This is a genomic window from Myxococcus sp. MH1 (assembly GCF_059738865.1).
The window spans coordinates 10,582,501-10,604,284 of sequence record NZ_AP026947.1 but is presented as its reverse complement, the minus strand read 5'-3'; the positions used below and the strand labels follow the sequence as shown (position 1 = coordinate 10,604,284).

At 68.3% G+C, this 21,784-nt stretch carries 21 protein-coding genes (1 of these 21 cut by a window edge); 14 read left to right on the top strand and 7 right to left on the bottom strand.

Annotation, left to right across the window (positions count from 1 at the left end; translation table 11 throughout):
* Positions 1 to 62: 62 nt before the first annotated feature.
* The 3 genes from tkt to AC6JA9_RS42050 form a co-directional block, all read right to left on the bottom strand.
* The gene (gene tkt / locus AC6JA9_RS42060) at positions 63 to 2,123 is read right to left on the bottom strand and encodes a transketolase (protein ID WP_497958839.1); all 2,061 of its coding nucleotides are present in this window, start codon (positions 2,121 to 2,123) and stop codon (positions 63 to 65) included.
* Between the two features lie 168 nt (positions 2,124 to 2,291).
* Complete coding sequence (locus tag AC6JA9_RS42055) at positions 2,292 to 3,707, bottom strand: hypothetical protein (protein ID WP_483579193.1); 1,416 nt, start codon at positions 3,705 to 3,707, stop codon at positions 2,292 to 2,294.
* Between the two features lie 50 nt (positions 3,708 to 3,757).
* On the bottom strand, positions 3,758 to 4,078 hold the full coding sequence (locus AC6JA9_RS42050) for a hypothetical protein (protein WP_074958632.1): 321 nt from the start codon (positions 4,076 to 4,078) through the stop codon (positions 3,758 to 3,760).
* A gap of 464 nt (positions 4,079 to 4,542) precedes the next feature.
* On the opposite strand from AC6JA9_RS42050, the gene AC6JA9_RS42045 reads away from it, so the two are divergent.
* From AC6JA9_RS42045 to AC6JA9_RS42020, 6 genes are all read left to right on the top strand, one after another.
* Entirely contained in the window at positions 4,543 to 5,421 is an 879-nt protein-coding gene (locus tag AC6JA9_RS42045) for a trypsin-like serine peptidase (RefSeq protein WP_497958838.1), read from the top strand.
* A 45-nt stretch (positions 5,422 to 5,466) separates the two neighbouring features.
* The gene (locus tag AC6JA9_RS42040; RefSeq protein ID WP_483579191.1) at positions 5,467 to 6,177 is read left to right on the top strand and encodes a hypothetical protein; all 711 of its coding nucleotides are present in this window, start codon (positions 5,467 to 5,469) and stop codon (positions 6,175 to 6,177) included.
* A 9-nt stretch (positions 6,178 to 6,186) separates the two neighbouring features.
* Positions 6,187 to 7,110: a hypothetical protein gene (locus tag AC6JA9_RS42035; RefSeq protein ID WP_483579190.1), complete on the top strand. Its 924-nt coding sequence runs from the start codon at positions 6,187 to 6,189 to the stop codon at positions 7,108 to 7,110.
* A gap of 20 nt (positions 7,111 to 7,130) precedes the next feature.
* Positions 7,131 to 9,470, top strand: coding sequence for a sensor histidine kinase (locus AC6JA9_RS42030; protein ID WP_483579189.1), 2,340 nt, complete (start codon positions 7,131 to 7,133; stop codon positions 9,468 to 9,470).
* Positions 9,467 to 10,876, top strand: a complete 1,410-nt coding sequence (locus AC6JA9_RS42025) for a sigma-54-dependent transcriptional regulator (protein WP_483579188.1) — start codon at positions 9,467 to 9,469, stop codon at positions 10,874 to 10,876. Before AC6JA9_RS42030 ends, AC6JA9_RS42025 begins: the two co-directional genes overlap by 4 nt.
* A 205-nt stretch (positions 10,877 to 11,081) precedes the next feature.
* The gene (locus tag AC6JA9_RS42020) at positions 11,082 to 11,396 is read left to right on the top strand and encodes a hypothetical protein (RefSeq protein WP_074958616.1); all 315 of its coding nucleotides are present in this window, start codon (positions 11,082 to 11,084) and stop codon (positions 11,394 to 11,396) included.
* 4 nt (positions 11,397 to 11,400) lie between these two features.
* On the opposite strand, the gene AC6JA9_RS42015 is transcribed toward AC6JA9_RS42020, so the two are convergent.
* On the bottom strand, positions 11,401 to 12,609 hold the full coding sequence (locus tag AC6JA9_RS42015) for a vWA domain-containing protein (RefSeq protein WP_497958837.1): 1,209 nt from the start codon (positions 12,607 to 12,609) through the stop codon (positions 11,401 to 11,403).
* 13 nt (positions 12,610 to 12,622) lie between these two features.
* Positions 12,623 to 13,471 carry an AAA family ATPase gene (locus tag AC6JA9_RS42010; protein ID WP_141331140.1) on the bottom strand — a complete coding sequence of 283 codons (849 nt, stop codon included), beginning with the start codon at positions 13,469 to 13,471 and terminating at the stop codon, positions 12,623 to 12,625.
* 173 nt (positions 13,472 to 13,644) lie between these two features.
* On the opposite strand from AC6JA9_RS42010, the gene AC6JA9_RS42005 reads away from it, so the two are divergent.
* The 3 genes from AC6JA9_RS42005 (at position 13,645) to AC6JA9_RS41995 (ending at position 15,892) form a co-directional block, all read left to right on the top strand.
* Positions 13,645 to 13,809: a hypothetical protein gene (locus AC6JA9_RS42005; RefSeq protein WP_254042161.1), complete on the top strand. Its 165-nt coding sequence runs from the start codon at positions 13,645 to 13,647 to the stop codon at positions 13,807 to 13,809.
* Positions 13,810 to 14,005: 196 nt separating this feature from the next.
* A complete protein-coding gene (locus AC6JA9_RS42000) occupies positions 14,006 to 14,566 on the top strand; it encodes a vegetative protein (RefSeq protein ID WP_245772630.1) in 561 nt (186 codons plus the stop codon).
* Positions 14,567 to 15,367: 801 nt separating this feature from the next.
* Positions 15,368 to 15,892, top strand: a complete 525-nt coding sequence (locus tag AC6JA9_RS41995) for a hypothetical protein (RefSeq protein WP_223751019.1) — start codon at positions 15,368 to 15,370, stop codon at positions 15,890 to 15,892.
* A gap of 92 nt (positions 15,893 to 15,984) precedes the next feature.
* On the opposite strand, the gene AC6JA9_RS41990 is transcribed toward AC6JA9_RS41995, so the two are convergent.
* Positions 15,985 to 17,682 carry an MASE1 domain-containing protein gene (locus AC6JA9_RS41990; protein WP_497958836.1) on the bottom strand — a complete coding sequence of 566 codons (1,698 nt, stop codon included), beginning with the start codon at positions 17,680 to 17,682 and terminating at the stop codon, positions 15,985 to 15,987.
* A gap of 507 nt (positions 17,683 to 18,189) precedes the next feature.
* On the opposite strand from AC6JA9_RS41990, the gene AC6JA9_RS41985 reads away from it, so the two are divergent.
* The 5 genes from AC6JA9_RS41985 (at position 18,190) to AC6JA9_RS41965 (ending at position 21,667) form a co-directional block, all read left to right on the top strand.
* A complete protein-coding gene (locus AC6JA9_RS41985; protein WP_483579187.1) occupies positions 18,190 to 19,302 on the top strand; it encodes a 3-oxoacyl-ACP synthase III family protein in 1,113 nt (370 codons plus the stop codon).
* A gap of 40 nt (positions 19,303 to 19,342) precedes the next feature.
* Complete coding sequence (locus tag AC6JA9_RS41980) at positions 19,343 to 19,960, top strand: DUF2378 family protein (protein ID WP_370640428.1); 618 nt, start codon at positions 19,343 to 19,345, stop codon at positions 19,958 to 19,960.
* 68 nt (positions 19,961 to 20,028) lie between these two features.
* Positions 20,029 to 20,604: a hypothetical protein gene (locus AC6JA9_RS41975; RefSeq protein WP_497958835.1), complete on the top strand. Its 576-nt coding sequence runs from the start codon at positions 20,029 to 20,031 to the stop codon at positions 20,602 to 20,604.
* Positions 20,605 to 20,771: 167 nt separating this feature from the next.
* On the top strand, positions 20,772 to 21,242 hold the full coding sequence (locus AC6JA9_RS41970) for a MarR family winged helix-turn-helix transcriptional regulator (protein WP_223751023.1): 471 nt from the start codon (positions 20,772 to 20,774) through the stop codon (positions 21,240 to 21,242).
* Positions 21,239 to 21,667 (top strand): hypothetical protein, encoded by a 429-nt coding sequence (locus AC6JA9_RS41965; protein ID WP_426748743.1) that lies wholly within the window; start codon positions 21,239 to 21,241, stop codon positions 21,665 to 21,667. The genes AC6JA9_RS41970 and AC6JA9_RS41965 overlap by 4 nt, the downstream gene beginning before the upstream one ends.
* A 53-nt stretch (positions 21,668 to 21,720) precedes the next feature.
* Here AC6JA9_RS41965 and AC6JA9_RS41960 read toward each other — a convergent pair whose 3' ends face one another.
* A protein-coding gene (locus AC6JA9_RS41960; protein ID WP_141331158.1) for a nuclear transport factor 2 family protein crosses the window boundary here: on the bottom strand, positions 21,721 to 21,784 show its final stretch. 419 nt of this gene lie beyond the right edge of the window; 64 of the gene's 483 nt are visible here — the last part of the coding sequence; its start codon lies off the right edge, out of view; it ends in the stop codon at positions 21,721 to 21,723.

The following is a 21,784-nucleotide window of genomic DNA, read 5'->3' as shown; positions in this document are numbered from 1 at the left end:
ACCGTTGGGGGATGGTCCGGGCCCTTCGTTTCTTCAGGCGCGCGCGTGGGGCGCGCGGTGGCTCACGCCTTGTTCTTGGCGAGCGTGTCCTTGGCCACCTTCACCACGTTGTCCACGGTGAAGCCGAACTTCTGCTGGAGCGCCTTGATGGGCGCGGACGCGCCGAAGCTGCGCATGGCGACGATGCCGCCCTGGAAGCCCACCCAGCGCTCCCACCCGAAGGCGGCGCCCTTCTCCACGGCGACGCGGGCGCGCACGTTCGGCGGCAGCACGCTGTCGCGGTACTCCTGCGACTGCTGCTCGAACAGCTCCCACGAGGGCAGGCTCACCACGCGCGAGGCGATGCCCTCGGCGGTGAGCTTGTCGTGCGCGTCCAGGCACAGCTGCACCTCGCTGCCCGTGCCGATGAGCACCACCTCCGGCTTGCCGCCCGCCGCGTCCGCCAGCACGTAGCCGCCCTTGGCCACACCCGACGCCGCGCCGTACTTCGTGCGGTCCAGCGTGGGCACCGCCTGGCGCGTGAGCACCAGCACCACGGGGTGGCTCTTCTGCTGGCCGATGACCCGCCACGCCTCCACGACTTCGTTGGCGTCGCCGGGGCGCAGGACGATGAGGCCCGGAATCGCGCGCAGGCTGGCCAGCTGCTCCACGGGCTGGTGGGTGGGGCCGTCCTCGCCCAGGCCGATGGAGTCGTGGGTGAAGATGTGGAGCGCGGGCAGCTCCATCAGCGAGGACAGGCGGATGGCGGGGCGCTCGTACTCACTGAAGATGAGGAACGTGGCGCCGTAGCCGCGCACCTTGCTGAGGCACAGGCCGTTGACGATGGAGCCCATCGCGTGTTCGCGCACGCCGAAGTGGATGTTGCGGCCCTTGAACTCGCCGGGCTTCATGGACTCGGACGTGGTGATGTACGTCTTCGTGGACGGGTTCAGGTCGGCCGAGCCACCCACGAGCCACGGATGGTTCTTCGCCACGGCGTTGAGCACCTTGCCGCTGGACTCGCGGGTGGCCATGCCCTTGGCGTCGGCGGGGAAGGTGGGCAGCTCGGAGTCCCAGCCCTTGGGGGCCTCGCGGCGCTGCATGCGCGTCAGCTCATCGGCGAGCTCGGGGAACTGCTTCTGGTACTCGACGAAGCGCGCGTCCCACGCCTCGCGCAGCTTCTTGCCGCGGGCGCCCACGCGCTCCTGGAAGCGCTCGCGCACGCCGTCGGGGACCAGGAACTTCGCGTCCTCGGGCCAGCCGTAGTTGCGCTTGGTGCCCTTGATCTCCTCGTCGCCGAGCGGCTCGCCGTGGGCCTTGGAGGAGCCCTGGAGCTTGGGGGCGCCGAAGGCAATCTGGGTGGTGACGATGATGAGGGTGGGCTGGTTGTTGCGCAGCGTCTTGAAGGTGTGGAGCGCCTCGCCCAGGACCGTCAAATCGTTGGCGTCGGGGACGTGGAGGACGCGCCAGCCGTAGCCCTCGAAGCGCTTGCCGACGTCCTCGGTGAAGGCCAGGTCGGTGCTGCCGTCGATGGAGATGTGGTTGGAGTCGTAGAGCCAGCAGAGGTTGCCGAGCTTGAGGTGGCCGGCGATGGACGCGGCCTCGGAGGCGACACCTTCCATGAGGTCTCCATCGCCGCAGATGGCGTAGACGTCATGGGTGAACATGTCGAAGCCGGGCTTGTTGAAGTGCTCGCCCATCCAGCGGCTGGCGATGGCCATGCCCACGCTGTTGGCGACGCCCTGGCCCAGGGGGCCCGTCGTGGTCTCCACGCCGCTGGTCCACCGGTACTCGGGGTGGCCGGGGGTGGACGAGTCGAGCTGGCGGAACTTCTGGATGTCCTCGAGCGAGACGCTGAGGGCGTCCTCGACCTTGTAGTCGCGGGTGACGCGCTTGACGCCTGCCAGGTGGAGCAGGGCGTACAGGAGCATGGACGCGTGGCCGTTGGAGAGGATGAAGCGGTCGCGGTCCGGCCAGATGGGGTGGGACGGGTCGTACCGGAGCTCCTGTTGCCAGAGCTGGTAGGCGACGGGGGCCAGGGACATGGGGGCCCCCGGGTGACCCGAGTGGGCTTGCTGGACCGCATCCATGGCGAGGGTGCGGATGGTGTTGATGCTCAGCAGGTCCTGCGTATCGGTGGTCATAAGGTCCTCGAGCTTCCGGCGAATCGTGGGGCGCACCATGCCGGAACTCGCGCCGGTGCGCCGCACGAAAGGACCAGGCCCGCCCGCTCGCCGTCCGGCAGTCCACGAGCCCCTGGATTTTCTGGCCCTTGCTGGGGGCTCCGAGGACTTCCCGTGAGGGTGGGACCTTCAGAATTGGAGCGCGGTGAGGACGAAGGCGGGGACGGAGTACTGGAGCTTGCTGAGCTCGGGCGTGGGAGGCGTGGTGGTGGTGTCCTCGGCCCGGGTCACCGTCTTCGCGTCGAGCTGGAAGCCCGTGCGCACGGCGAGCTTCTCGGTGAAGCGGAACTCGAGCCAGAGGGCGGCGTTGGCGTTGTCCACCAGGTAGGGATGCACGGCGGTGCGCTTGTTGACGAAGGCGATGGCGCCTTCCACGCCGAGGAGCACATGGGGCGGGATCTTGCCTTCGATGGGGAGCAACTCACCGGCAGGGTCCGTGAGCGAGCCGGCGAGAGCGCCCAGGGTGTACGTGAGCTTGAAGGACAGTCCGGGGCTCAGCGGTGGGAGTTCATCGGTAGGTGCGCTGCGCTCTTGTTCCAGGCGAAGGCCCAATTTGATGAAGGTGCGCTGGTGGCCCCAGGAGCCAGCAAGATTGACCTGCCAGGCGGCGAGCTGGGATTTTGGAAGCGGCTCCTCCTCGGGATTGGGCGCGGGGTTGAAGCCTTCCTTCCAGGGGAAGAAGTCCATGCGCCCATCGATGCCGACCACGAAGCGGGAGCGTGCCCACGCATTCCGACGGAGGGCCTGTGCGAGACTGTTGTCACTGGGAAGGAAGTTGGGCACCCGGTGCTGCACCAGCTCATCGCGCTCATCGGAGACCGCCGCCAGTCGCTCCCGGAATCGGGTCCGCTCCTCCTCGTCCGCCGCTCTGCTCTTGTCGAGGCGCACTTCTTCGTTGCGGGCAGCCCCGATGACGCGATGGGCGGCATCCTCGAACGTCCATGCTGCTTTGCAGGAGTTCTCGGAGGCTTCGGGGGGCGCTACCGGGCGGGCGCCTGGGACTCCGCAGAGATGACGCGCGATTCGCCAGGTCTCGTGTTTGAGGGCGGCTTCCTCGTCGGGAGGAGAATCCAAGGGTGGAGGCGGGAGTGTCGCGACCAGGTGACAAGCGCGACTCAGTGCCCGGCCCAGGTCATCGAGCGTCTTCCGATAGCCCACTTCGTCATAGCTGCAGAATGAAATCCCGGCGGCGCCGGGTGATGACGTATCGGCGTGGCTGAAGACTCCATTGAGGGCGACGCCCAGCCGCGTCCTGCCATCATCCAGCGCGGCGAGCGTCAGTTGTGGGTCGATGGGGCTGTACTGGTCCAGGATGAATCGAAGGGGCGCGATGGTGAATCCTGCCTGTGTATCCTCCACGGAGGTCTGGATGGCTGCCTCCGCTCGGGAGAGGACCTCTCCTGCGGAGGAAGCAGCGTCCACGGGAGAAGTGCTCTCTCGGATGCGTGTGAACTCCACCTGGGCGTCGAGCTTCTTGCAGAGGCAGGCCTGCTCCCGGAGGCTGGCCTGCTTGAGCTGCTCGAGCGCGGGCTGGGCCGCGGCCATTCCGCTCCAGCCGAGCCAGAGCCATACGAGATGGTACGTCCAGCCGCGAGTCACAGCGCACCCGAGCTTTCCCAGCGAATCGCCTGCTCTCCGGGCTCGCTGTTGAGGGGAACGAACTTCTTCCCGGTGTTGCGGCGGGCCGTGGCGACGAGCTTCGACAGTGAGCGCTCGGGAAACCAGAGCAGCCACCGGATGATGTGGATGTCGGACCTGGGGGCGTCGTAGGTGAAGGTGATTTCTCGCGTGCCGGAGATGTCATCGCCCGCTTCGGCGGGACTGATGATGATGGAGCCATTGTCGATGAGATAGGTGAGCTTGGCGGGCGAGGACTCTTTCCACTCAATCTTGAACGTCAGTTTCTCGGTGGGCATGGTCGTGGCTCCCTGAGGGGCGAGACTGTCTTTTCTCTGAGCGTGGTGAGAGCGAAGGCCGGGTGAGGTGCGCCCCAGCGGCAGGTGCTTCGTCGTCTGAGACACAGAGCAAGCCGTGTGCCTTGCTGTTCTTCCGTCGTGGATTGCTGGCGGCGCCTTGACTGGTCGCTTGCGTCCATTCACGGCCAGGGCCATGGACGATTTCGACCACAGGGAGCTCCCGGTGTGGACATCGGCCTCCAGCTCGAGCCTCACTCGTGAGGACTGGGGCGCGACGTCACGTCAATCCGGTTCTTGAGTTGCCGGAAGACAGCGGCATGCGGGTTGCTTTTGCTGCTTCGACGACAAACGTGATGGCTGATGCGTTGGGTCACGCCGCGACGGGATGCCTGGATTCAATGGGCCCAGGCCTCTCGCGGCATTTGAATCCAGGGCTCGTAGCCTGCTCGACGGAGGCAAACACTGTGTCAACCAAGGCTAGATTCGGTAAGGCGGACTTCCTGGAACTCTCCTATCTCGCCAGGGGACTCCGGGCGGCGGAATCTGTCGCCAGGCTCCGGCGGCAGGGACAGCCCGGCTGGATGGCAAATGGCGCGACAGCGTTCCTGGTAGGGCCGGAGCTTCTCCTGACGAATCATCACGTCCTGCAGACAAAAGAAATGGCGCGGCGCTATCAGGCTGACTTCGAGCAGGTCGAGCTTGGGGAACGCTCCACGCGCGTGATGGCAAGCTTTGCTCTCGAACCCGAGCGGTGCTTCATCACGGACCCTGATTTGGATTATGCCCTGGTCGCGGTGGCTCCTCGCTCGAGTGATGGGGTGGAACTCCGTCGCCAGGGCTGGTTGAGGCTCAGGGCGGGATTGAGGCTCAATCCGGGAGACTCGGTTGCCATCATCCAACACCCGCTGGGCGCGTCCAAGCGCGTCACCCTGCGCGAGAACAAGGTCGTCACGTTGAGCAATCCGGCTGCGTCAGGTCTTGAGAACATGGCGACCCGCCTTTGGTACCTCTGTGACACGGCTGGAGGTACTTCGGGAGCCCCGGTCTTCGATGACGCATGGCGGGTTGTTGCGCTTCACAGCGGCGAGTTGTTCCGTGATCCTGACTTTCCTCCGGTGGAGGTGGTGTCCGGAGCAAACGGTGGAGAGCTCCCTCAGCCAGGGAATCCCAACATCCTCGCAAATGAAGGGGTTGTGATTGGCGCGATTCTCGAAGACCTCCGGAGGCGGATGGAGGGGAGTCCCAATGCCCTGGCCTCAGCTCTTCTCGAAGATGATTCCGCGTACAGCGAGGCGTTTGGCGGACACTTGGTCTACTTAGGAGGAAGCCGCCTGGCTGGGTAGCCATGAGGATGTCTTGAGTTTTTCGCTCTCGGAGAGGATGGATGAATGAGTGAGAACGTGATGGTGAGGCAGGAGTTGCTTCAGCGCATCTACAGTAGGATTTTTCCCTCGCCAAGAGAGAGGACGGCGGACGGGAAGCCTGCTGGAATCGAGCGGCGTCAGGAGCTTTGTCGAATGCTCGCCCCCACGAACATGGGGAGTATTCCGCCGTCGGTATGGGGAGATGTCAATTCGGTGTTGTCGGCCCATGCTGGCGAGAATCTTGTCCTGGATTTCAGCGCGCAGCTCGTTCCACTCAGGATGGCGCTCGTGGACCCCGCGTATGTCGCCTTGCGAAATACCCAGGGCGACAAAACCAATACGCCGCGACGGTTGGGTGGCGTGTTGGTTCTTGATGTGGGGCCGTATGAGCTTCAGTTGACCTATCATGCCTTGCTCAGTCATACGAATGCGCAGAGTGAAGCGGGTATGTTGGCTCATGAGCTGCTTACGCGGCTGAAGCGGGCCGCCATTTTCGACGAGCCCGACAAAATCCGTGCCGTGCTGCAGGAGGCCTATGACTCGGATGTGCTCCTGGACTCCCAGGACAGGCTCCATTCGGGAGTCAAACTGATTTTCGGGGACGACTTCATCGCGCAGCTTCAGAGGTTGATTGCACCAAACCAGCTCGTGAAGCTTGAGCCCTATGGCGATGGTGATCTTGCGTTGTGCGTGATGCCGCTGCACAGGCACTTGAGGCGGCCGAATTGCTACTGAGCTGCCGCCATGGGCGAATGTGACCTCGAATACCGCGAGTCTGTCCTGGCAATCCCGACGGACCTGCGCTCACTGGCCGCGGAGCTCCCTTTCCACCTGGGACTGACACCGCGCTCCGACGGAGGCTGGGAGGACTACGCCGCGCTCAGGCCCTTCCAGTCGCTCCCGGACTTCGCCTCCGAGGACACCACGTGTCCGAACAATCCCTCCGTATCCGAGGCGCAACGGCGTCTGTATCTCCGAGCCCACCGGCGCGGAGGCTTCTTCGGTCTCTTCATGGACCGTCTCGCGGACGGTCAGGTTGCCGAGCGACCTGAATGGCCCAGGCTGGGGGAGTGCCTCTTCGACCAGTGGCGCGAATCCCTCACGGAGGCCACGGGGAGCACGACACTCGCGGACCACATGACTCGGGCCGTCCTGGGTGCATGGGAGACAGGGCTGGACCTCGAGCGCGCCTGCCTTGAGCGACGGACCCTGAGCATCGCCCAGTACGTGGACCTCGTGAGCAGCAAGGTGGCTTGGCTGGGAACGGCCTCCTTCTGCCTCGTCCTGGCCCACGGCAGACCGGAGCGGCTCCCCACCTTCCGCCGCGCCTTCGACCTGCTCCTGCTCAGCTCGCAGTGCCTCGACGATGCGGTGGACCACGAAGAGGACGCACGACTCCACGGCGTCAGCTTCCCCACCGCGCTCGGAGTACCACCGGGTGGACTGCTCCGCGCCGCGCCCAGGGTGGCCCGGCTCGGAGCCGAGGTCGCGGGGGCGGGTGGATTTTCACACCTGGGGACCTGGCTCGCAGAGCGTGCTCAGCACCTCGACGACGTGCGTCCCGACAGCCATTCGTTCCAGAATGAGCTGGCGGCGCTGGTCCTCGGAGAGTCCGTGGCCGCGCTGTATGGGCTCGCCAGGGACACTCGCGCCGAAGCGACAGGCTGATGTCGTGTGGGGGGAGACGAATGATGACCGCGGGCCCCAGTTCCTCACTGCGCCTCGTCGTGGCCCTGTTGGCCATGGTGTCGCTCTGCCTGGGGGCCGCCGTCACTTCCAGCGCATGGCGCACCTGGGGCACCCCCTTCGCCGCGCTCCTGGTGGACCCCTATGGCGCGTTCTCCTCCGTCTACCTGCCTCGGTGGAATGAGCAGCGCCTTCCCCTGCGGCATCCCAATCCCGTCGTCGCCTGTGACGGCGTCCCCATCGACGTAGCCCTGGCCCGACAAGGCCGCTTCCCCGGACAGCAGCTCCACGACTGCATCCAACGAGCACACGACGCCGGACGCACGCACGTCTCGCTGGTCTTCCTCCAGCAAGGCCAGTCCCTCACCCTTCAACAACCTCTCCGCCTCTTCGGCGCGGAGGAGGTGCTCTTCCTCTACGGCGTCTACGCCGTGGTGGGCGCGTTCCTCCTGTGGTCCGGCCTGCTCGTCCTGCTGCTGGCGGGGCGCAGGGACGGCGCCGTGGCCTACGGCGTGCTGTGCATCTCCAGCTTCGTCTTCCTGCTCACCCTGTTCGACTACCACACGCGCGCCGTGTTCATGCCGCTGTTCATCGTCTCGCGGTTGGGCACGGGCGTGGGGCTCATCTGGCTCGGCTATGCCTTTCCCGAGCGTCCTGTCCGTTTCCGCCGCTTCTGGCGCACGGCGCTCGCGGCCCTGAGCGCGGGGGCGCTCGGTGTCGCCGTCTGGTTGCTCGTCGCGCCTCACGCGGGGCTCGAGACCGCGTGGATGCGTGCCCGCGTCAACGACTTCTCCCAGGTCTCGCTGCTCGTCTGCGGCCTCTCCATCCTCGCTCGAATCCGAGGGAGCGCGGGCCGCCAGCGCGCGGAGCTCCTCTCGGCGGCCTGGGGTCTGGCGCTGCTGCCGGTGCTCGTCGCGTTCTTCGTCTTCTTCGGCCGCGGGCTCTACTTGATGGTCCCCTGCCTCATCGCCACGCTGCCGCTGTCCATCGGGCATGGCCTCATCCGCCAGAACGTGCTCGAGGTGACGGCGGTGCTCACGCGTCGGCTGATGGCCGTGCCCCTGGTCCTCGCGGGCCTGCTCGCGGCCGCCTTCACCTGGCGCGGAATGGCCCAGCTCCTCGCGACCTATGGTGTCCCGGACGTACTCCCGGGAGCGACCGCCGTGGGCGTCTTCATGGCGCTGGTCCTCGTGGGCAAGCCCTGGGTGGACCGGCTCTTCTTCCCCGCCACCCTCCAGTTCCGCCCCACCGTCGAGCAGCTCAGCGACGAGCTGGCCGCGCCCAGGAACCCGGAGGCCATCCGCGACACGGTGGAGCGGGTCGTCCTGCGCTGGCTGTCCACCAGCCGAGCCCAGGTGCTCGATACCACCGAGCTCGACACCGTGCCGCATCTCCCCGAGGACGCAAGGCCCCGCTTGAGCGCCGGCGCCCATCTCTGGACGCAGGAGGGCGCATGGGAGCGCAAGCTGCTTGTCCCGATGCGCTCGCTCGGCGAACTCCGCGGAGTCCTGCTCCTGGCGCCCAAGGAGCAACAGGCCCTCTACACGTCGGAAGACCTGGAGTTGCTCCACACCATCGCGAGCCTCGCGGGGGTGGCGCTGCACAACACGCAGGTGCTGCGCGAGCTGGAGCAACTCCGTCAGACGCAGGTGGACGCGGCGCACGAGGAGAAGCGGCTGGCCCTGGCCCTGCTGAGCGCCGAAATCTCACATGAGATGGCCTACCCCCTGAACTTCTTCCGGCATCTGCTGCGCCAGGGCGGCAAGGGGCAGGTACTCGACGGAGAGGACATCGACATCGGCCGGGAGGAGATCGAACGGCTCGAGCGGATGCTCACCTCCCTGCGCCGCCTGTCGCTCCCGCCGCCCAGACTCGAGCCCGTACCCGTGCTTCCTCGGGTCCGCCGAGCACTGGACCTCATCCGTGACCAGGTCCAGGAGGGACGGGTGGGAATCGAGGTCGATGTCTTGCCGGAGCTCACACTCCTCGCGGAGCCCGATGCCATGGTGCAGCTCTTCGCCAACCTGCTGCGCAACGCCGTGCAGGCGGCGGGACCCGCGGGGCACATCGGGGTGAGGGCCTGGAGGGCGGACACGGAGCGGGTCCTCGAGGTCTGGGACTCGGGGCCGGGTGTGCCTGATGCCGCGCGCGACACGCTCTTCGACCCCTGGGTCACCACGAGACAAGGAGGCCTGGGACTGGGCCTCGCCGTCACCCAACGCATCGTCCGTCGCTTCGGCTGGAGCATCACCGTGCATCGCGAGGACGACCGGACCTGCTTCCGGGTCCACACCCCGCTGGATGGCAGCATCCAGGCCGTGGCCACACAGGAGGTCGCATGAGGATCCTCATCGTCGATGACCAGCGCAGCGCGCGTCGGGTGCTGACCTCCGTGTTGTCTCCCATGGTGGGCGTGGAGCTGTGCGAGGCCGCGAGCCTCGCCGAGGCACGGAAGGTGCTCACGGAGGCCCCGGTGGACGTGGCGCTGGTCGACATCCGGTTGGACGCCGACTCCCGCAATCGCGATGGGCTCACGCTCATCGGCGACATTCGTCGGGATACGGAGACGGTGCCCATCGTGGTGACGGTCTCCAACGAGATGGCTGAGATTCGAGCCGCGATGCGGCTGGGGGCATACGACTACGTCCTCAAGGACGAGCTCTGCGAGGAGCTCATCCTGCCCATCCTCGAGGGGTTGAGGGACCGTAGGAAGCTGGAGCGCGAGGTCCAGGTTCTCCGGGCTCGCGGGGCGCTGGAAGGACTTCCAGCGGGGATGGTGGGAGCGTCGGCGGCGATGACGCGACTGCTCTCCGTGGTGCGCCGGGTGGCGCTCTCGGACCGGCCCGCGCTCGTCACCGGACGTACGGGGGCGGGTAAGGAACTCGTGGCCCGGGCGCTCCATACCCTGGGACCAAGGCCCGCGGAGCCCTGGCTGGACGTCAACTGCGGCGCCATTCCCGAGTCCCTCATGGAGTCACAGCTCTTCGGTCATGAGCGAGGTGCCTTCACCGGGGCGGACAGGCGACAGGATGGCCTGCTCACCGCGGTGGGAACCGGAACGCTCTTCCTGGACGAAATCGCCGAGCTGCCCCTCAGTCTTCAGGCCAAGCTGCTGCGAGTCCTGGAGACCGGTGTCTTCCGGCGAGTGGGCCCGGCGGCAGAGGAGCTGCGCTTCCAGGGGCGCGTCGTCGCGGCGACCCATGCGGACCTGGAGGAACGGGTGCAGCAACGCGCGTTTCGCGAGGACCTGTACTACCGGCTGGCCGTGCTGGAGGTGCAGGTTCCTTCGCTGGAGGAGCGGCGCGAGGACATTCCCGCGCTCCTGGCCCACTTCGTGGGACGGCAGTCGCGTCAGCTCCGGTTCACACCGGAGGCCATGGACGTGCTGGTGCGAGCAAGCTGGCCCGGCAACGTGCGTCAGCTCCGAACGCTGGTGGACCGGCTCACGGTCTTCGCGGAAGACGACCTGGTGACACCCGAGGCCTTGTCCCAGCTTCCGGGGCGGGAGCGGCGAGACGTGGCTACGGAGGATCCGGTCAAGCAGCTCGCCAGGGCCATCCTCCGATTGCCGGAGCAGGGTGACCGATTGGCGCACGTCGAACAGGCCCTCATCACGGAGGCGATGCTCCTTGCCGAGGGGAACAAGAGCGGAGCGGCGCGGTTGCTCGGTGTGCACCGCAAGGCCATCGAGCGCAGGCTGACGGGGCGTGCCGAGAGCACCTCGGGTGACACCTCCGTCGACGACTGAGCGCCTTTGCCGCAGGCGCTCGTCTGGCGAGGTCTGCCCGGAATCGTCCACGGGAATGGTGGTTTTCGGCCTCCACGAGTGACTCAGGGATGGCGCTCTCCCGTGTCCAGGCCCAGGGTGATGCTGGCATATGGGTTGCTCAGTATGGGCGCACGCGGATGGGCACAAGACGGCTGCCCAAGTCGCGGCCCCCAAGGAGCCCCGCATGGAAGCCCGACGCATCATCGACGTGGAGGTGCTGAGCAAGCACCTGACGGACGAGCACTTCCTCCAGCTCGCGAAGCAGGCACCGAAGGAGGCGGCCAGGAGCATCACCGAGGGGCCGCTGACCTCGGACCGATGGATCTACCGGCTCGTGGTCATCTTCCTCGGAATCATCGCGTTGACGTCCCTCGTCGGAGGCGTGGTGCTGACCGGGCTCTGGCCGAACTGGGCCATGCCCCAGATGCTGGTGGCGCTGGGCTCCACGGCGGTGGGCGCGCTCGCCGGTCTGCTCGCGCCCCCACCTCGTGACCGCTGACGCCTCAGCGCCGCGCCATCGCGCCCTTCACCGTGCGTCCACGCGTCAGGTGGGCCACGGCCTCACCCAGGCCCTCCACGGTGAGGGAGAACATGGGGAACACGCGGGCGATGGTGGCGATGGAGCCCGTGCGCCACGCGCCCATGGGCTCGGGGTTGAGCCAGACATTGCGCTCGAAGTGCTGGGCCAGCTGCATCAGCCACGTCAGCCCCTCCAGCCCGTCCGCCTTGTAGCGCCCCTCCGCGTCGGTGCGGATGCCCAGCTCGTACGGGGCCATGGAGGCATCACCCACCATGATGAGCTTGTGATGTCTTCCCACCTGCGCCACCAGCTCCGGCACCGTCATGCCGCCGGTGAGCTGCGGCGTGGCGTAGAGCTTTCCGTAGACGCAGTTGTGGAAGTAATACGTTCGCAGTTCCTTGAAGTTCGTCGCCTGGCTCGCCACGGAGAACAGCCGGCTCATGGTGGCAGCGTACGGGTCCATGGAGCCGCCCACGTCCATTGCCAGCACCACGCGCGTGTTGGGCCTGCGCGGAGGACGCGTCACCACCTCCAGCTCGCCCGCGTTGCGCGCGGTGGCGGAGATGCTCTCGTCCACGTCCAGCTCCTCCGCCGCGCCCTCGCGAGCGAACGCGCGCAGCTTGCGCAGCGCCACGGCCAGCTGCCGCGTGTCGAGCACCAGGTCATCGCGGTAGCCCGCGTACTTGCGCGCCCCCGCCTGCATCAGCGCCATGCCCTGCTTGCCGCCGGCCTTGCCACCCACGCGCATGCCACCGCGCGAGAAGCCATTGTTCCCGAACGGTGAAGTCCCCCCGGTGCCGATCCACCGGTTGCCACCGTCGTGGCGCTCCTTCTGTTCGCGCAGGCGCTCCTCGAACAGGCGGCGAATCTCCTCCGGGTCCAGCGCCTCGAGCAGCGCCTGCTCCTCGGGCGTGAGCTGGGGCCGCTCGCGCGCGTCCTCCAGCCACTGCATCAGCTCCTGCGTCAGCTCCAGGCCCGCGGTCTCCACGCCCTGGAAGTGCGCGAGGAACGCCTGGTCGAACGCATCCAGCTGCGTCTCCGAGTGGACGAGGAGCGCGCGGCCCACGTGGTAGAAGCCGTCGAGGCTGCTGTCGTGCAGCCCCGCCTTCAGCGCGCCGGCCAGGGCGAGCGCCTCCTGCGCGCCCACCTTCACGCCTCGTCGCCGCAGCTCGTAGAAGAATGGCAGGAACATGCCGTCTCCTGGCTCAGGCGCGCGTGCGCCGGCCGCGCCCGAAGGCCTCCGCCACGGAGACCAGGTCCTGCTCCTTCTTCAGGAGCGCCCCGAGGAATGGAAGCTGCTCGTCCAGCTTCAGGTCCGTCACGCCCTGCGCCTTGAGCACGGTGATCCAGTCGATGAGCTCGCTGGTGGAGGGCCGCTTGCGCAGGCGGGAGAGGGCGCGCAGCTCGTAGAACACCTTGAGGGCCTGCTCCGCGAGCGCGGCGTCGAGCCCCGGGTGGTGCACGTCGACGATGCGGCGCATGAGGTCCGCGTCCGGGAAGTCGATGAAGTGGAACACGCACCGGCGCAGGAACGCGTCGGGCAGCTCCTTCTCGTTGTTGGACGTAATCACCACGATGGGGCGGTGCTTCGCGGCCACCTCGTCGTTGGTTTCAGTGACGCGGAAGCGCATCCGGTCCAGCTCGTGGAGCAAGTCATTGGGGAACTCCAGGTCCGCCTTGTCCACCTCGTCGATGAGCAGCACCACGCGCTCGGGGGACGCGAAGGCCTCGCCCAAAGGGCCCATGCGGATGTATCGCCGGATGTCCTTCACGTCCCCGTCGCCGAAGCGCGAGTCATACAGGCGCTGCACGGTGTCGTAGATGTACAGGCCGTCCTGGGCGCGCGTGGTGCTCTTGACGTGCCAGGTGAGCAGCTTCAGTCCCAGGGCCTCGGCGATGGCCTCCGCCAGGAGCGTCTTGCCGGTGCCCGGCTCGCCCTTCACCAACAGGGGGCGCTGGAGCGTGAGGGCACAATTGACGGCGGCCTGGAGGCCCTCGTGGGTGAGGTAGGAGTCAGTGCCTCGGAAGCGGACGGGAGGAGGGGCCAAGGTCATGTTGGGCCTCCTTTAACATCCGGAGTGGCCGCGCGGGGGACCCGGGCCGCTCGCTCCCCCTCCCTCCAGGGCGGGTCAGACCCTTGGGCTAGGCTCGTTCGTATCCCCAGGAGGCCAAGGAATACGGTCCGCCGCGTTCTGGGTGGGTATCCGAGCCTGAGGAGGCACGTGTCGTGGGTCACCCGGTGGTGCTGACGGTGTTGTTGGTGTGGGCGCTCGCGTCGTTGGCGGGGGGCTGCCCCAGGGCAGGGGCCTCGCTGTTCGAGCTCCCGACGTCGGTGCGCAAGGTGGACCCGGTGACGCCGCGGCCCGAGCCGTTGACCTGCGCCCAGGGTTGAAACTGTTTCAGGGAGACGTTTCACCAGGCCCTGGAGTCGGAGGGTTTCGCTCGGAGCAGGACCTCCTGGAGGGTCCGGAGGCGGAAATCCGCTCGGAGGCGACGCTTGGCGCGTGCCGTGCAGCGGATTTCCCGCCGGGAACCCAGGACGGCGTATATCCTCCCGTCACATGTCCATTGCGAATGAGCTTGGAGAGATGTTCCGGCGCGAGTTGCAGACGCAGCTCGTGCCCTTGCAGCAGGCGGTGAGCCGGTTGGAAGAGGGCCTCGAGGCCCTGGACATGCTGCGCTCGGTGACCTTCCGGCTGGCGCCGCTGACGAGCCGTCTGGGTGCGGTCGCGGGTGTGCGGCCGGTGGCGGCGCGGCAGTCGTCGGTGTTGCCGGCGCCCGCGGCGAAGCGGGGCCGCAAGCCGGGTCGTAAGCCGGCGGCGCAGGTGGAGCTGCCGCTGGTGGCGACGAAGGGCGCGGCGACGCGGGCCCGGGTGGCGGAGGGTTCCCGCTCGTGCGCCATCATCGGGTGCAAGCGTCCCAGCCGTTCCAAGGGCTACTGCTCGGCGCACTATCAGAAGCTGCGGCTCCTGATGCGCACGGACCGTCGGCCGACGGCGTGGGTGGATGACGCGAAGCCGCAGTCGGTGCAGGACGTGAAGCTGCCGCGCGGCCGTGCGGCGAGCAAGGCGCTGCGCGAGGCCCAGCCGGCGAAGGGCAAGCGCGGTCGCAAGAAGGGCGGCAGGGGCGCGCAGGCGTCGCTGGTCTGAAGTCCCGCCGCGGACGTCTCGCGGCTCCCACACAAGTTCCCGGTGACCGGGCTCCTCGAGAGGGGAGCCTTGTTTCACGGCATCGAGCGGCTCTTCGGATGAGCCGCCATGCGAGCCGTGTGTCCCGAGCGTGCCAGCGGCAGCGAGGGCGATGAGCCCGAGCCGGGCGCCCCATATCCCGAGCGCGGAATGCGCACACGCGCTGCGGCGGGACGAGCGTGGACCGCCCCGACCTCGTCACGGCCAAGGAGTCCAGGGCAGAAGGCCGAGCCCGGGTGCCCTGAATCCCGAGCGCGGAATACGCGCACGCGCCGCGGCGGGACGAGCGTGGCGCGCCCCGACCTCGTCACGGCCCGGGACGCCAGGGCGAGAAGCCCGAGCCGCGAGAGGCAGGGTGAAAGGCGCGCGTCGCCCTCGCCCCAGTGGCCCCAGGTCAGCGCGAGCACGGCTGCTTCCGGGCGCACGATGTGTCGAGGTTCTCGAATCCCGCGGAGGCGCTGACTCCGGGGGGACTCCCCTCCACGTGGGCACCCCCCCGAGCCTGTCTCCACGAAACCTGAGCAGGGGCGCGCTCGCGACGGCCGCGGGGACGGTGGCGACGTGAGACCGAGGTCCTTCGGAACGGCTGCGGTCCCCGGTCCGAGCATGGAGTCCGAGGTGCGCGCTGAGGGGTGTTCAGCCGGCGAGCAGGTGCCTGGGACGCGGAGGTGGGAGGGCGTTCACCAGGCGGGCATGTGGCTGGCGGACAGGGCGATTTCGCCGCCGTTGACAGGTTGGGGGGAGGGATGGGATTCGGGCGCCATGAGTGAGCAAGGCTATCCAGTCACGGTGGCGGTGCGGCGCCCCGATGGTCGCGTGGAGCAGGTGCGCGTGGGCACGGCGTTCAGGAGCGAGGAAGGCTTCACGCTGCGGATGGGAGAGTTGTCCATCGGCTCGACGCCGGACGCGGCCTCCGCGGCGCCCCGTCGGTCTGCGCCGAGCGCGGGTGGTGGCGGCGGTGGCGGGGACGGAATGGTGTTCCCGAACTACGGCCGCAGCAAGGGCGCGCCCGTCGCGGGAGCGAGCATGCAGGACCTGGAGTTCTACGCGAATGGCGCGCGTCGTTCGCTGAACGACCCGAGCAAGTCGCGCTGGCACGACAAGGAGCGCCAGCTGCTCTCCGCCATCGAGGCGGAGATGGCGCGTCAGCAGGGCGGCGGCGGTGGCAACGAGGGCGGCGGCTATGGTGGCGGTCGCGGTGGTGGCGACAGCTACGGTGGCCGCGGTGGTGGTGGCTACCAGGACGACGTCCCGCCGCCCAACGACGACGACAACATCCCGTTCTGAGCGTCGAGCGGTCCTCGCGGGCACCGTCGAGCGCGGTGCCCGTGTGAAGCAACCCAGGAGGCGTGAGGTCGACCGCCCCGAGAGCCGCACCCTCAAGCCACGGCGCGAACCTCCCCCGCATAGGGCAACCACACGGTGAAGGTGGTGCCCTGTCCGACGGTGCTGTGGACGATGACCTCGCCGTGGTGTCCGTCGACGATGCGTCGGACGATGGCGAGCCCCAGCCCGGTGCCGCTGGCGCGCGTGGTGAAGAACGGCTCGAAGATGCGCTGTTGCAGCTCGTCCGTCATCCCATGACCGGTGTCGGAGATGGTGAGCCGGGCGTGCGGCGTGCCCGAGCGCACATCCGTCTCGATGCGGGTGACCAGGCTGCCACCAGCGGGCATGGCCTGCACGGCGTTGGTGAACAGGTTGGTGAGCGCCACGTGGAGCAGGTGCGCGTCGAGCGCGATGGGCGGCAGGGACTCGTCCAGATCTCGCGACACGTTGATGCCCGAGGCCCCCGAGCGCAGCGACGCCACGAGCGCGCCCTCCACCACGGGGCCGAGTGACTGGCTGCGCAGCCGGGGCTCGACGGGGCGGGTGAAGTCGAGCAGGTCATTGACGAGCAGGGCCAGCCGTTCGACCTCCTCGTCCATGATGTCCATCAGGGAGCCCGTGGGGCCGGTGGCCATCTGGGGCGTCAGGCGTCGGATGGCGGCGAGCGCGTTGGAGATGGCGCCCAGCGGATTGCGGACCTCGTGGGCCACGGTGGCGCTCAGCTCGCCGAGCGCGGCCATGCGCTCGCGTTGCACCAGGGTGGCCTGGGTGGCGGCGAGCGTCTGCAGCGACTGACGCAGCTCCTGGTTGAGGTGGCTGACCTCCTCCTGGGCGCGGCGCCGCTCGCTGAGGGCGCTGGCGAGCAGCAGTCCGGACACGCTGGCCACGGCGAGGAAGGACTGGAGGAAGGTGAGGCTGTCGTTGTGCCACGCGAACTGGGCGAACGGGCCGTTGCCCAGGGCGGTGTGCAGCAGGGACACCGAGGACATCACCGCGGCGGCCATGGTGATGCCCCGGGCCTCGAAGCGCAGCGCGGCCCACAGCAGGAAGGGGAACGTCAGGTACGTCACTGGATGGAAGGTGGCTGGAGGCGCGGCTGACGGCGGCATGCGGAACACCCAGTGGGTGGCCACGCCGAGCAGCAGCAGGAGCGCCACCAGCTCCAGTCGTCGCTGCCGGTTCCAGCCGCTGGTCCCTCGCGCGGTCCAGGTGAGCAGCAGGGGCGCGACGAGCAGCACGCCCATGGCGTTGCCCACCCAGAACACGCGCCACGCGGGCCAGAAGTCCGCGGGGGCCAGGCGCTGCGCGGACAGCAGCATGCTCATGCCCAGGCTCGCGCTGAGCAGGGTGGCGCCCAGGGCGCCCAGCCCCACCAGCCCCAGCACGTCGCGCACGCGGTCCATCGACGGGTGGAAGCGGACTACCCGGCGCAGCAGCAGCGCCCCCACCATGGCCTCCAGCAGGTTGCCCGCGGCGATGACGAACCCGGTGGACGTGACGGGCCCGTGTGAGGCGCCCACGGCGAAGGGCTCGACCAGGATGGCGGCCAGCACGAGCGCGGGCCACTCGCGGTGCCGGGTGAGCAGCAGCCCCGCGAGCGCCACGCCGCTGGGGGGCCACATGGCGGAGACGTGCTCGGGAGGAAACGCCAGCACCGCGCCCAGCCGTGCCCCCAGCGCATACGCGGCCGTGAAGAGCACCAGCCGGAGGACGGGCTGCCAGCGGCGGGGGAGGGACTCGAGCGAGGGCACGACCCATTCGTCGACCGGGCCTCCGCTCTGGGAGTGCGCGGTCCCGCGACGCCTTTCGGAGGCGCACACTGGCATGCTCCCACGCGCCCCGGGAAGTATCCGGGAAATCCCCGGGCCTCCGCCGGGAACCCCAGGAGGCCCTGGCGTGTCCAGTGCCATGGGTCCAAGATGTCTCGGCACTCGGAGTGCGCAATCACTCGCAACCCTGGCGTTGCTGGTCTCCGGGATGCCGCGTCGAGTGGAGTGGCGCCGCACCTGAAGTCAATGTATCGCCGGCGCTGCTTCAATTCCGCAGCAAGGCGCTTCATTTCTGAAGCATCACGGTCCTCCTTGTAAATCCGGTGGTTTGAGCGCGCGTGGCTCCATGAAGCTCTTCAAGAGTGAAGCGGCTTCCGGGTTGAGAGGCCGTCATTTCAAGGGCTTCGTATCTGGCGTGAATCCTGCTCGATGCAGTGGGCCAGGGAATCCCTCCCATCCGGCGTGGCTGTGAAAAAACGAGGCCATGGAATGACACCCAATGTCTGTGTCGTCGGTGCCGGAGCATTTGTTCCTTCGCGGCGGGTGAGCAACGTGCGCATCGCGAAGGCCATCCCCGGGTGGCCGGCGGAGCGCATCGAGGAGAAGCTGGGCATCCGTGAGCGGCGGTTCTTGTGGGACTTCGACGAGGCGACGGGGCGCGCGGTGCCTCCGCCGGAGGACGACGGCCACTTCTACCCCGCGACGAACACGGACATGTGTGAGGTGGCGCTGCGCAAGGCGCTCGAGAGCTCGGGCGTGGACGCGAAGCAGCTCGACGCGCTGTTCGTGGTGACGTGCACGCCGGACGCGCCGCACTTCAACCACGACGCCATGGCGGTGCACCAGCGCCTGGGGCTGCGCGAGGACGCGTTCGCGCTGCTGGTGGACGATGGCTGCGGCGGCACGACGTACGTGTTGGACCTGGTGAAGAAGATGATGGACGGGGGCCGCTTCCGCACGGTGGCGGTGGTGGCGTCGGCCTTCACCTCGCCGCTGGTGAACCGGGAAGTGTACCAGGACGAGCTGCCACCGGGCCCCGGGCGGGCGAAGACGCTGCAGGGCTATCTGTCCATGTACGTGTTCGGAGACGGGGCGGGCGCGGTGGTGCTCCAGACGAAGGAGGACGCGCCGGGAGGTGCGGGCATCCTCGCCTCGTTCTCCGGCAACGCGCATGGGGACCTGGTCATCCGCAAGGGCGGCGGGACGCTGAAGCTGCCCTACCAGCCGGGGCGCTCGCGTCCGGCGGACATGGCCTTCGTGGTGGATGGCTTCCGCGTGGCGCGCAGCTATCCGGAGTACATGCAGAAGTGCCTGGACGCGGTGTTGAGTCCCCGACCCGACCTGAAGGGTGAGGTGAAGCGGTACTACTTTCATCAACCGAACAAGCGGGTGATGGACGCGTTCGTGGCGCGCGCGGGGCTACCCGCGGAGGCGGTGGCCTGCAATGTCGACTTGTATGGCAATACGTCGGCCGCGGGGATGCTCATCCTGTTGGCCGAGGACCTGGCGTGCGGGCGGGTTCGCCTCGGAGGAGGGGACCTCGTGTTGGTGGCGGCCGTTGGCGCGAACATCCACTACGGCGCGCAGCTCATTCGGCTGTAGACTTCGGGTGCCTCCTTCCCCCCCATGGAGACACCGTTTGATGGCAGACATGGCTTTGAAGTTGGACGTGCTCGAACCCCAACTCGCACGAGAGCTGGAGGAGCGCGTCTCGTTGGCGACGCGCGACGACACCGCGCGAGGACTGTTTTTCAATGGCGTACTTGGCGCGGTCAGGGTGCTCGATGGCGAGGCCGCGGTGCAGCGTTGCCTCGCCGCTGCGGGAGAAAAGAAGTACGTCGATTTCTTCAACTACCCGGTGGAGGCGTACCTGAGGCTGGCCTTCACGGCGGCGCAGGTGATGGGGCCCAAGCTGGGTGGCTTCGACGCGGCGCTGCGGCGGATGGGCGTGCAGGCGACGACGGACTTCCTGTCCTCCGCGGCGGGCAAGACGTTGCTCCTGCTGGCGTCGAACAGCCCGAAGCGCATGTTGGGCAACCTGCACTCGGGCTACAAGGCGGCGGTGAGCTACGGTGAGCGTGGCGTGACGTGGACGGGAGACACCAGTGGTGTCTTCTCCATGAAGCGCGACTTCATGACGCCGGCCTATCACGAGGGCGTGCTCCAGGCGGTCATCGAGGCCGTCGGTGGCAAGCAGGTGCGGGTGAGCGGCAAGAAGACGGGGCCGCTCGACGCTGAGTACACGCTGTCCTGGCAGTAGCCGTCCTGGCGCGTCCGGACGGGAGGGCCGGGCGCCGTTAGGAGGGTGGACTCTCGACGGAGGTGCCGATGGCGCGGTGGCACGACGCAGTGGTGGCGTTGATGTTCGCGGGTGCGTTCGAGGCGCGGGCGGAGTCGGAGGTCTTCCAGTTCCGCACGCAGGAGGACGCGACGAAGCCCGCGGATGCGGCGGCCTGCGCGGCGGCGCCGTTCGAGGCGACGGTGAAGCTGGGGGCGGGCATCTACGTGCCGCGCGCTCGCGAGCAGGATGGCAAGTGGGTGGACCTGGGGCAGAAGAGCGTGGGCACGGCCACGGCCTGTCTGCGAATCACGCCGGGCACGCCGCTGGCGCCGGGCAACCAGGTGCCGGCCCACATGCGCTTCGTCCTCCCGGAAGGGACCTTCGCGGCCACGGGCACCTGCAACGTGGTGTCGAACGACGTCCCCGTCGCGGGCCTGGTGCTCGCCGGGTGTGCGCTGAAGCTGGTGGAGATGCCCGCGGGCTACGTGGGCGGCACGGTGTCGAGCACCAGCTCGTTCAACCCGAAGAAGCTGCCGGGGTATGCGACGGGCTCGTACTACACGCTCCTCGCCTACCGGGGCTCACCGCCCAAGGCGGCGGGAGCCAAGGCCCCCACGCCCTGAGTCCTGGAGCACGGAGGAGCCTCCCGCGGTGATGGCTCCCCGCGCCCGGGAGCGCCGTCCCGGCTCGAGTACCCCGTGTACCCTCTGCGGGCCCCGGCATGGACCGGGAGGCACATTCGTTCCGATTTCGGAAATTCCGAAACCGGAATGATTGTTGCGCGAGCATCATGAAGCGGCTCAGATTCGTTCTCGAGGTGCACCGGGCCACGCATCGCATCGGCCTGTTCCTGGAGGGGGCGGCGCCGCCGCTGGGGCTCTCGCAGGGGGAGGCCCACCTGCTGGCGTACCTGTTGGAGGCGGGGGACACGTCGTTGAGCGAGCTGCACGCGGCCTTCGGCCACAAGCGCTCCACGCTGACCAGCTACATGGACCGGTTGGAGGCGAAGCGGCTGGTGAAGCGGGAGGCGCGGCCGGAGGACCGGCGCTCGTTCCAGGTCTCCCTGACGGGGCCGGGGCGGACATTGGCGACGCGGGTGCACCGGCGCCTGGAGGCCCTGGAGGCGGTGGTGCTGGGGCAGCTGGGAGAAGAGGACGTGGAGAGCTTGCGAGCGGGGCTCGAGGCCATCGCCGAGGTCGACCGGGAGGAGCACCCGTCCGAGAGCCCGAGGCGAATGCGGACGAGGACCCGGTCGACATGAGCGAGGATTGGAATCAGCTGGAGGACGCGGCCTTCGTGGCGGCGGTGGCCTCGGCCACGTATCCGGGCGAGCGGTTCGGGCACCGCGAGCACCTGAGGTTGGCCTGGAGCTGCCTGCGCGAGGAGCAGGGGTTCGACCGTGGACTCCAACAGGTGCGAGCGCTCATCCAGCGCTATGCGGCCGCGCTTGGAGCCGCGGGCAAGTACCATGAGACGCTCACCCGGGCGTGGATGGAGCTGGTCCAGGTGGCGATGGAGCTCACCCCCGAGGCCCGGTCGCTCGAGCAGCTGCTGGAGGAGAATCCGCACCTGCTGGACGCGACGCTCCTGGCGAGGCACTACCGGAAGCAGACGCTCGACTCCGCCGAGGCGAGGACGGCGTGGGTGGCGCCCGACGTCACGCCCCTGAGGCCACCGGCGGTGTGAGGCGCGCCCTGGGTCGAGCGGCGCGCCGGAGCGGGGCCGGTGAGGTGGGCTGCTCAGGGAGCGGCGGTGCCCCGCTCGCGCATGTACTTGTCGAGCGTCTTCCGGGCCTGGGCGCGG

Bases quoted from the DNA above. Each gene is read 5' to 3' on its own strand.
- tkt (WP_497958839.1), bottom strand. From the start codon at position 2,123: ATGACCACCGATACGCAGGACCTGCTGAGCATCAACACCATCCGCACC.
- AC6JA9_RS42055 (WP_483579193.1), bottom strand. From the start codon at position 3,707: ATGGCCGCGGCCCAGCCCGCGCTCGAGCAGCTCAAGCAGGCCAGCCTC.
- AC6JA9_RS42050 (WP_074958632.1), bottom strand. From the start codon at position 4,078: ATGCCCACCGAGAAACTGACGTTCAAGATTGAGTGGAAAGAGTCCTCG.
- AC6JA9_RS42040 (WP_483579191.1), top strand. From the start codon at position 5,467: ATGAGTGAGAACGTGATGGTGAGGCAGGAGTTGCTTCAGCGCATCTAC.
- AC6JA9_RS42035 (WP_483579190.1), top strand. From the start codon at position 6,187: ATGGGCGAATGTGACCTCGAATACCGCGAGTCTGTCCTGGCAATCCCG.
- AC6JA9_RS42030 (WP_483579189.1), top strand. From the start codon at position 7,131: ATGATGACCGCGGGCCCCAGTTCCTCACTGCGCCTCGTCGTGGCCCTG.
- AC6JA9_RS42025 (WP_483579188.1), top strand. From the start codon at position 9,467: ATGAGGATCCTCATCGTCGATGACCAGCGCAGCGCGCGTCGGGTGCTG.
- AC6JA9_RS42020 (WP_074958616.1), top strand. From the start codon at position 11,082: ATGGAAGCCCGACGCATCATCGACGTGGAGGTGCTGAGCAAGCACCTG.
- AC6JA9_RS42015 (WP_497958837.1), bottom strand. From the start codon at position 12,609: ATGTTCCTGCCATTCTTCTACGAGCTGCGGCGACGAGGCGTGAAGGTG.
- AC6JA9_RS42010 (WP_141331140.1), bottom strand. From the start codon at position 13,471: ATGACCTTGGCCCCTCCTCCCGTCCGCTTCCGAGGCACTGACTCCTAC.
- AC6JA9_RS42000 (WP_245772630.1), top strand. From the start codon at position 14,006: ATGTTCCGGCGCGAGTTGCAGACGCAGCTCGTGCCCTTGCAGCAGGCG.
- AC6JA9_RS41995 (WP_223751019.1), top strand. From the start codon at position 15,368: ATGAGTGAGCAAGGCTATCCAGTCACGGTGGCGGTGCGGCGCCCCGAT.
- AC6JA9_RS41985 (WP_483579187.1), top strand. From the start codon at position 18,190: ATGACACCCAATGTCTGTGTCGTCGGTGCCGGAGCATTTGTTCCTTCG.
- AC6JA9_RS41980 (WP_370640428.1), top strand. From the start codon at position 19,343: ATGGCAGACATGGCTTTGAAGTTGGACGTGCTCGAACCCCAACTCGCA.
- AC6JA9_RS41975 (WP_497958835.1), top strand. From the start codon at position 20,029: ATGGCGCGGTGGCACGACGCAGTGGTGGCGTTGATGTTCGCGGGTGCG.
- AC6JA9_RS41970 (WP_223751023.1), top strand. From the start codon at position 20,772: ATGAAGCGGCTCAGATTCGTTCTCGAGGTGCACCGGGCCACGCATCGC.
- AC6JA9_RS41965 (WP_426748743.1), top strand. From the start codon at position 21,239: ATGAGCGAGGATTGGAATCAGCTGGAGGACGCGGCCTTCGTGGCGGCG.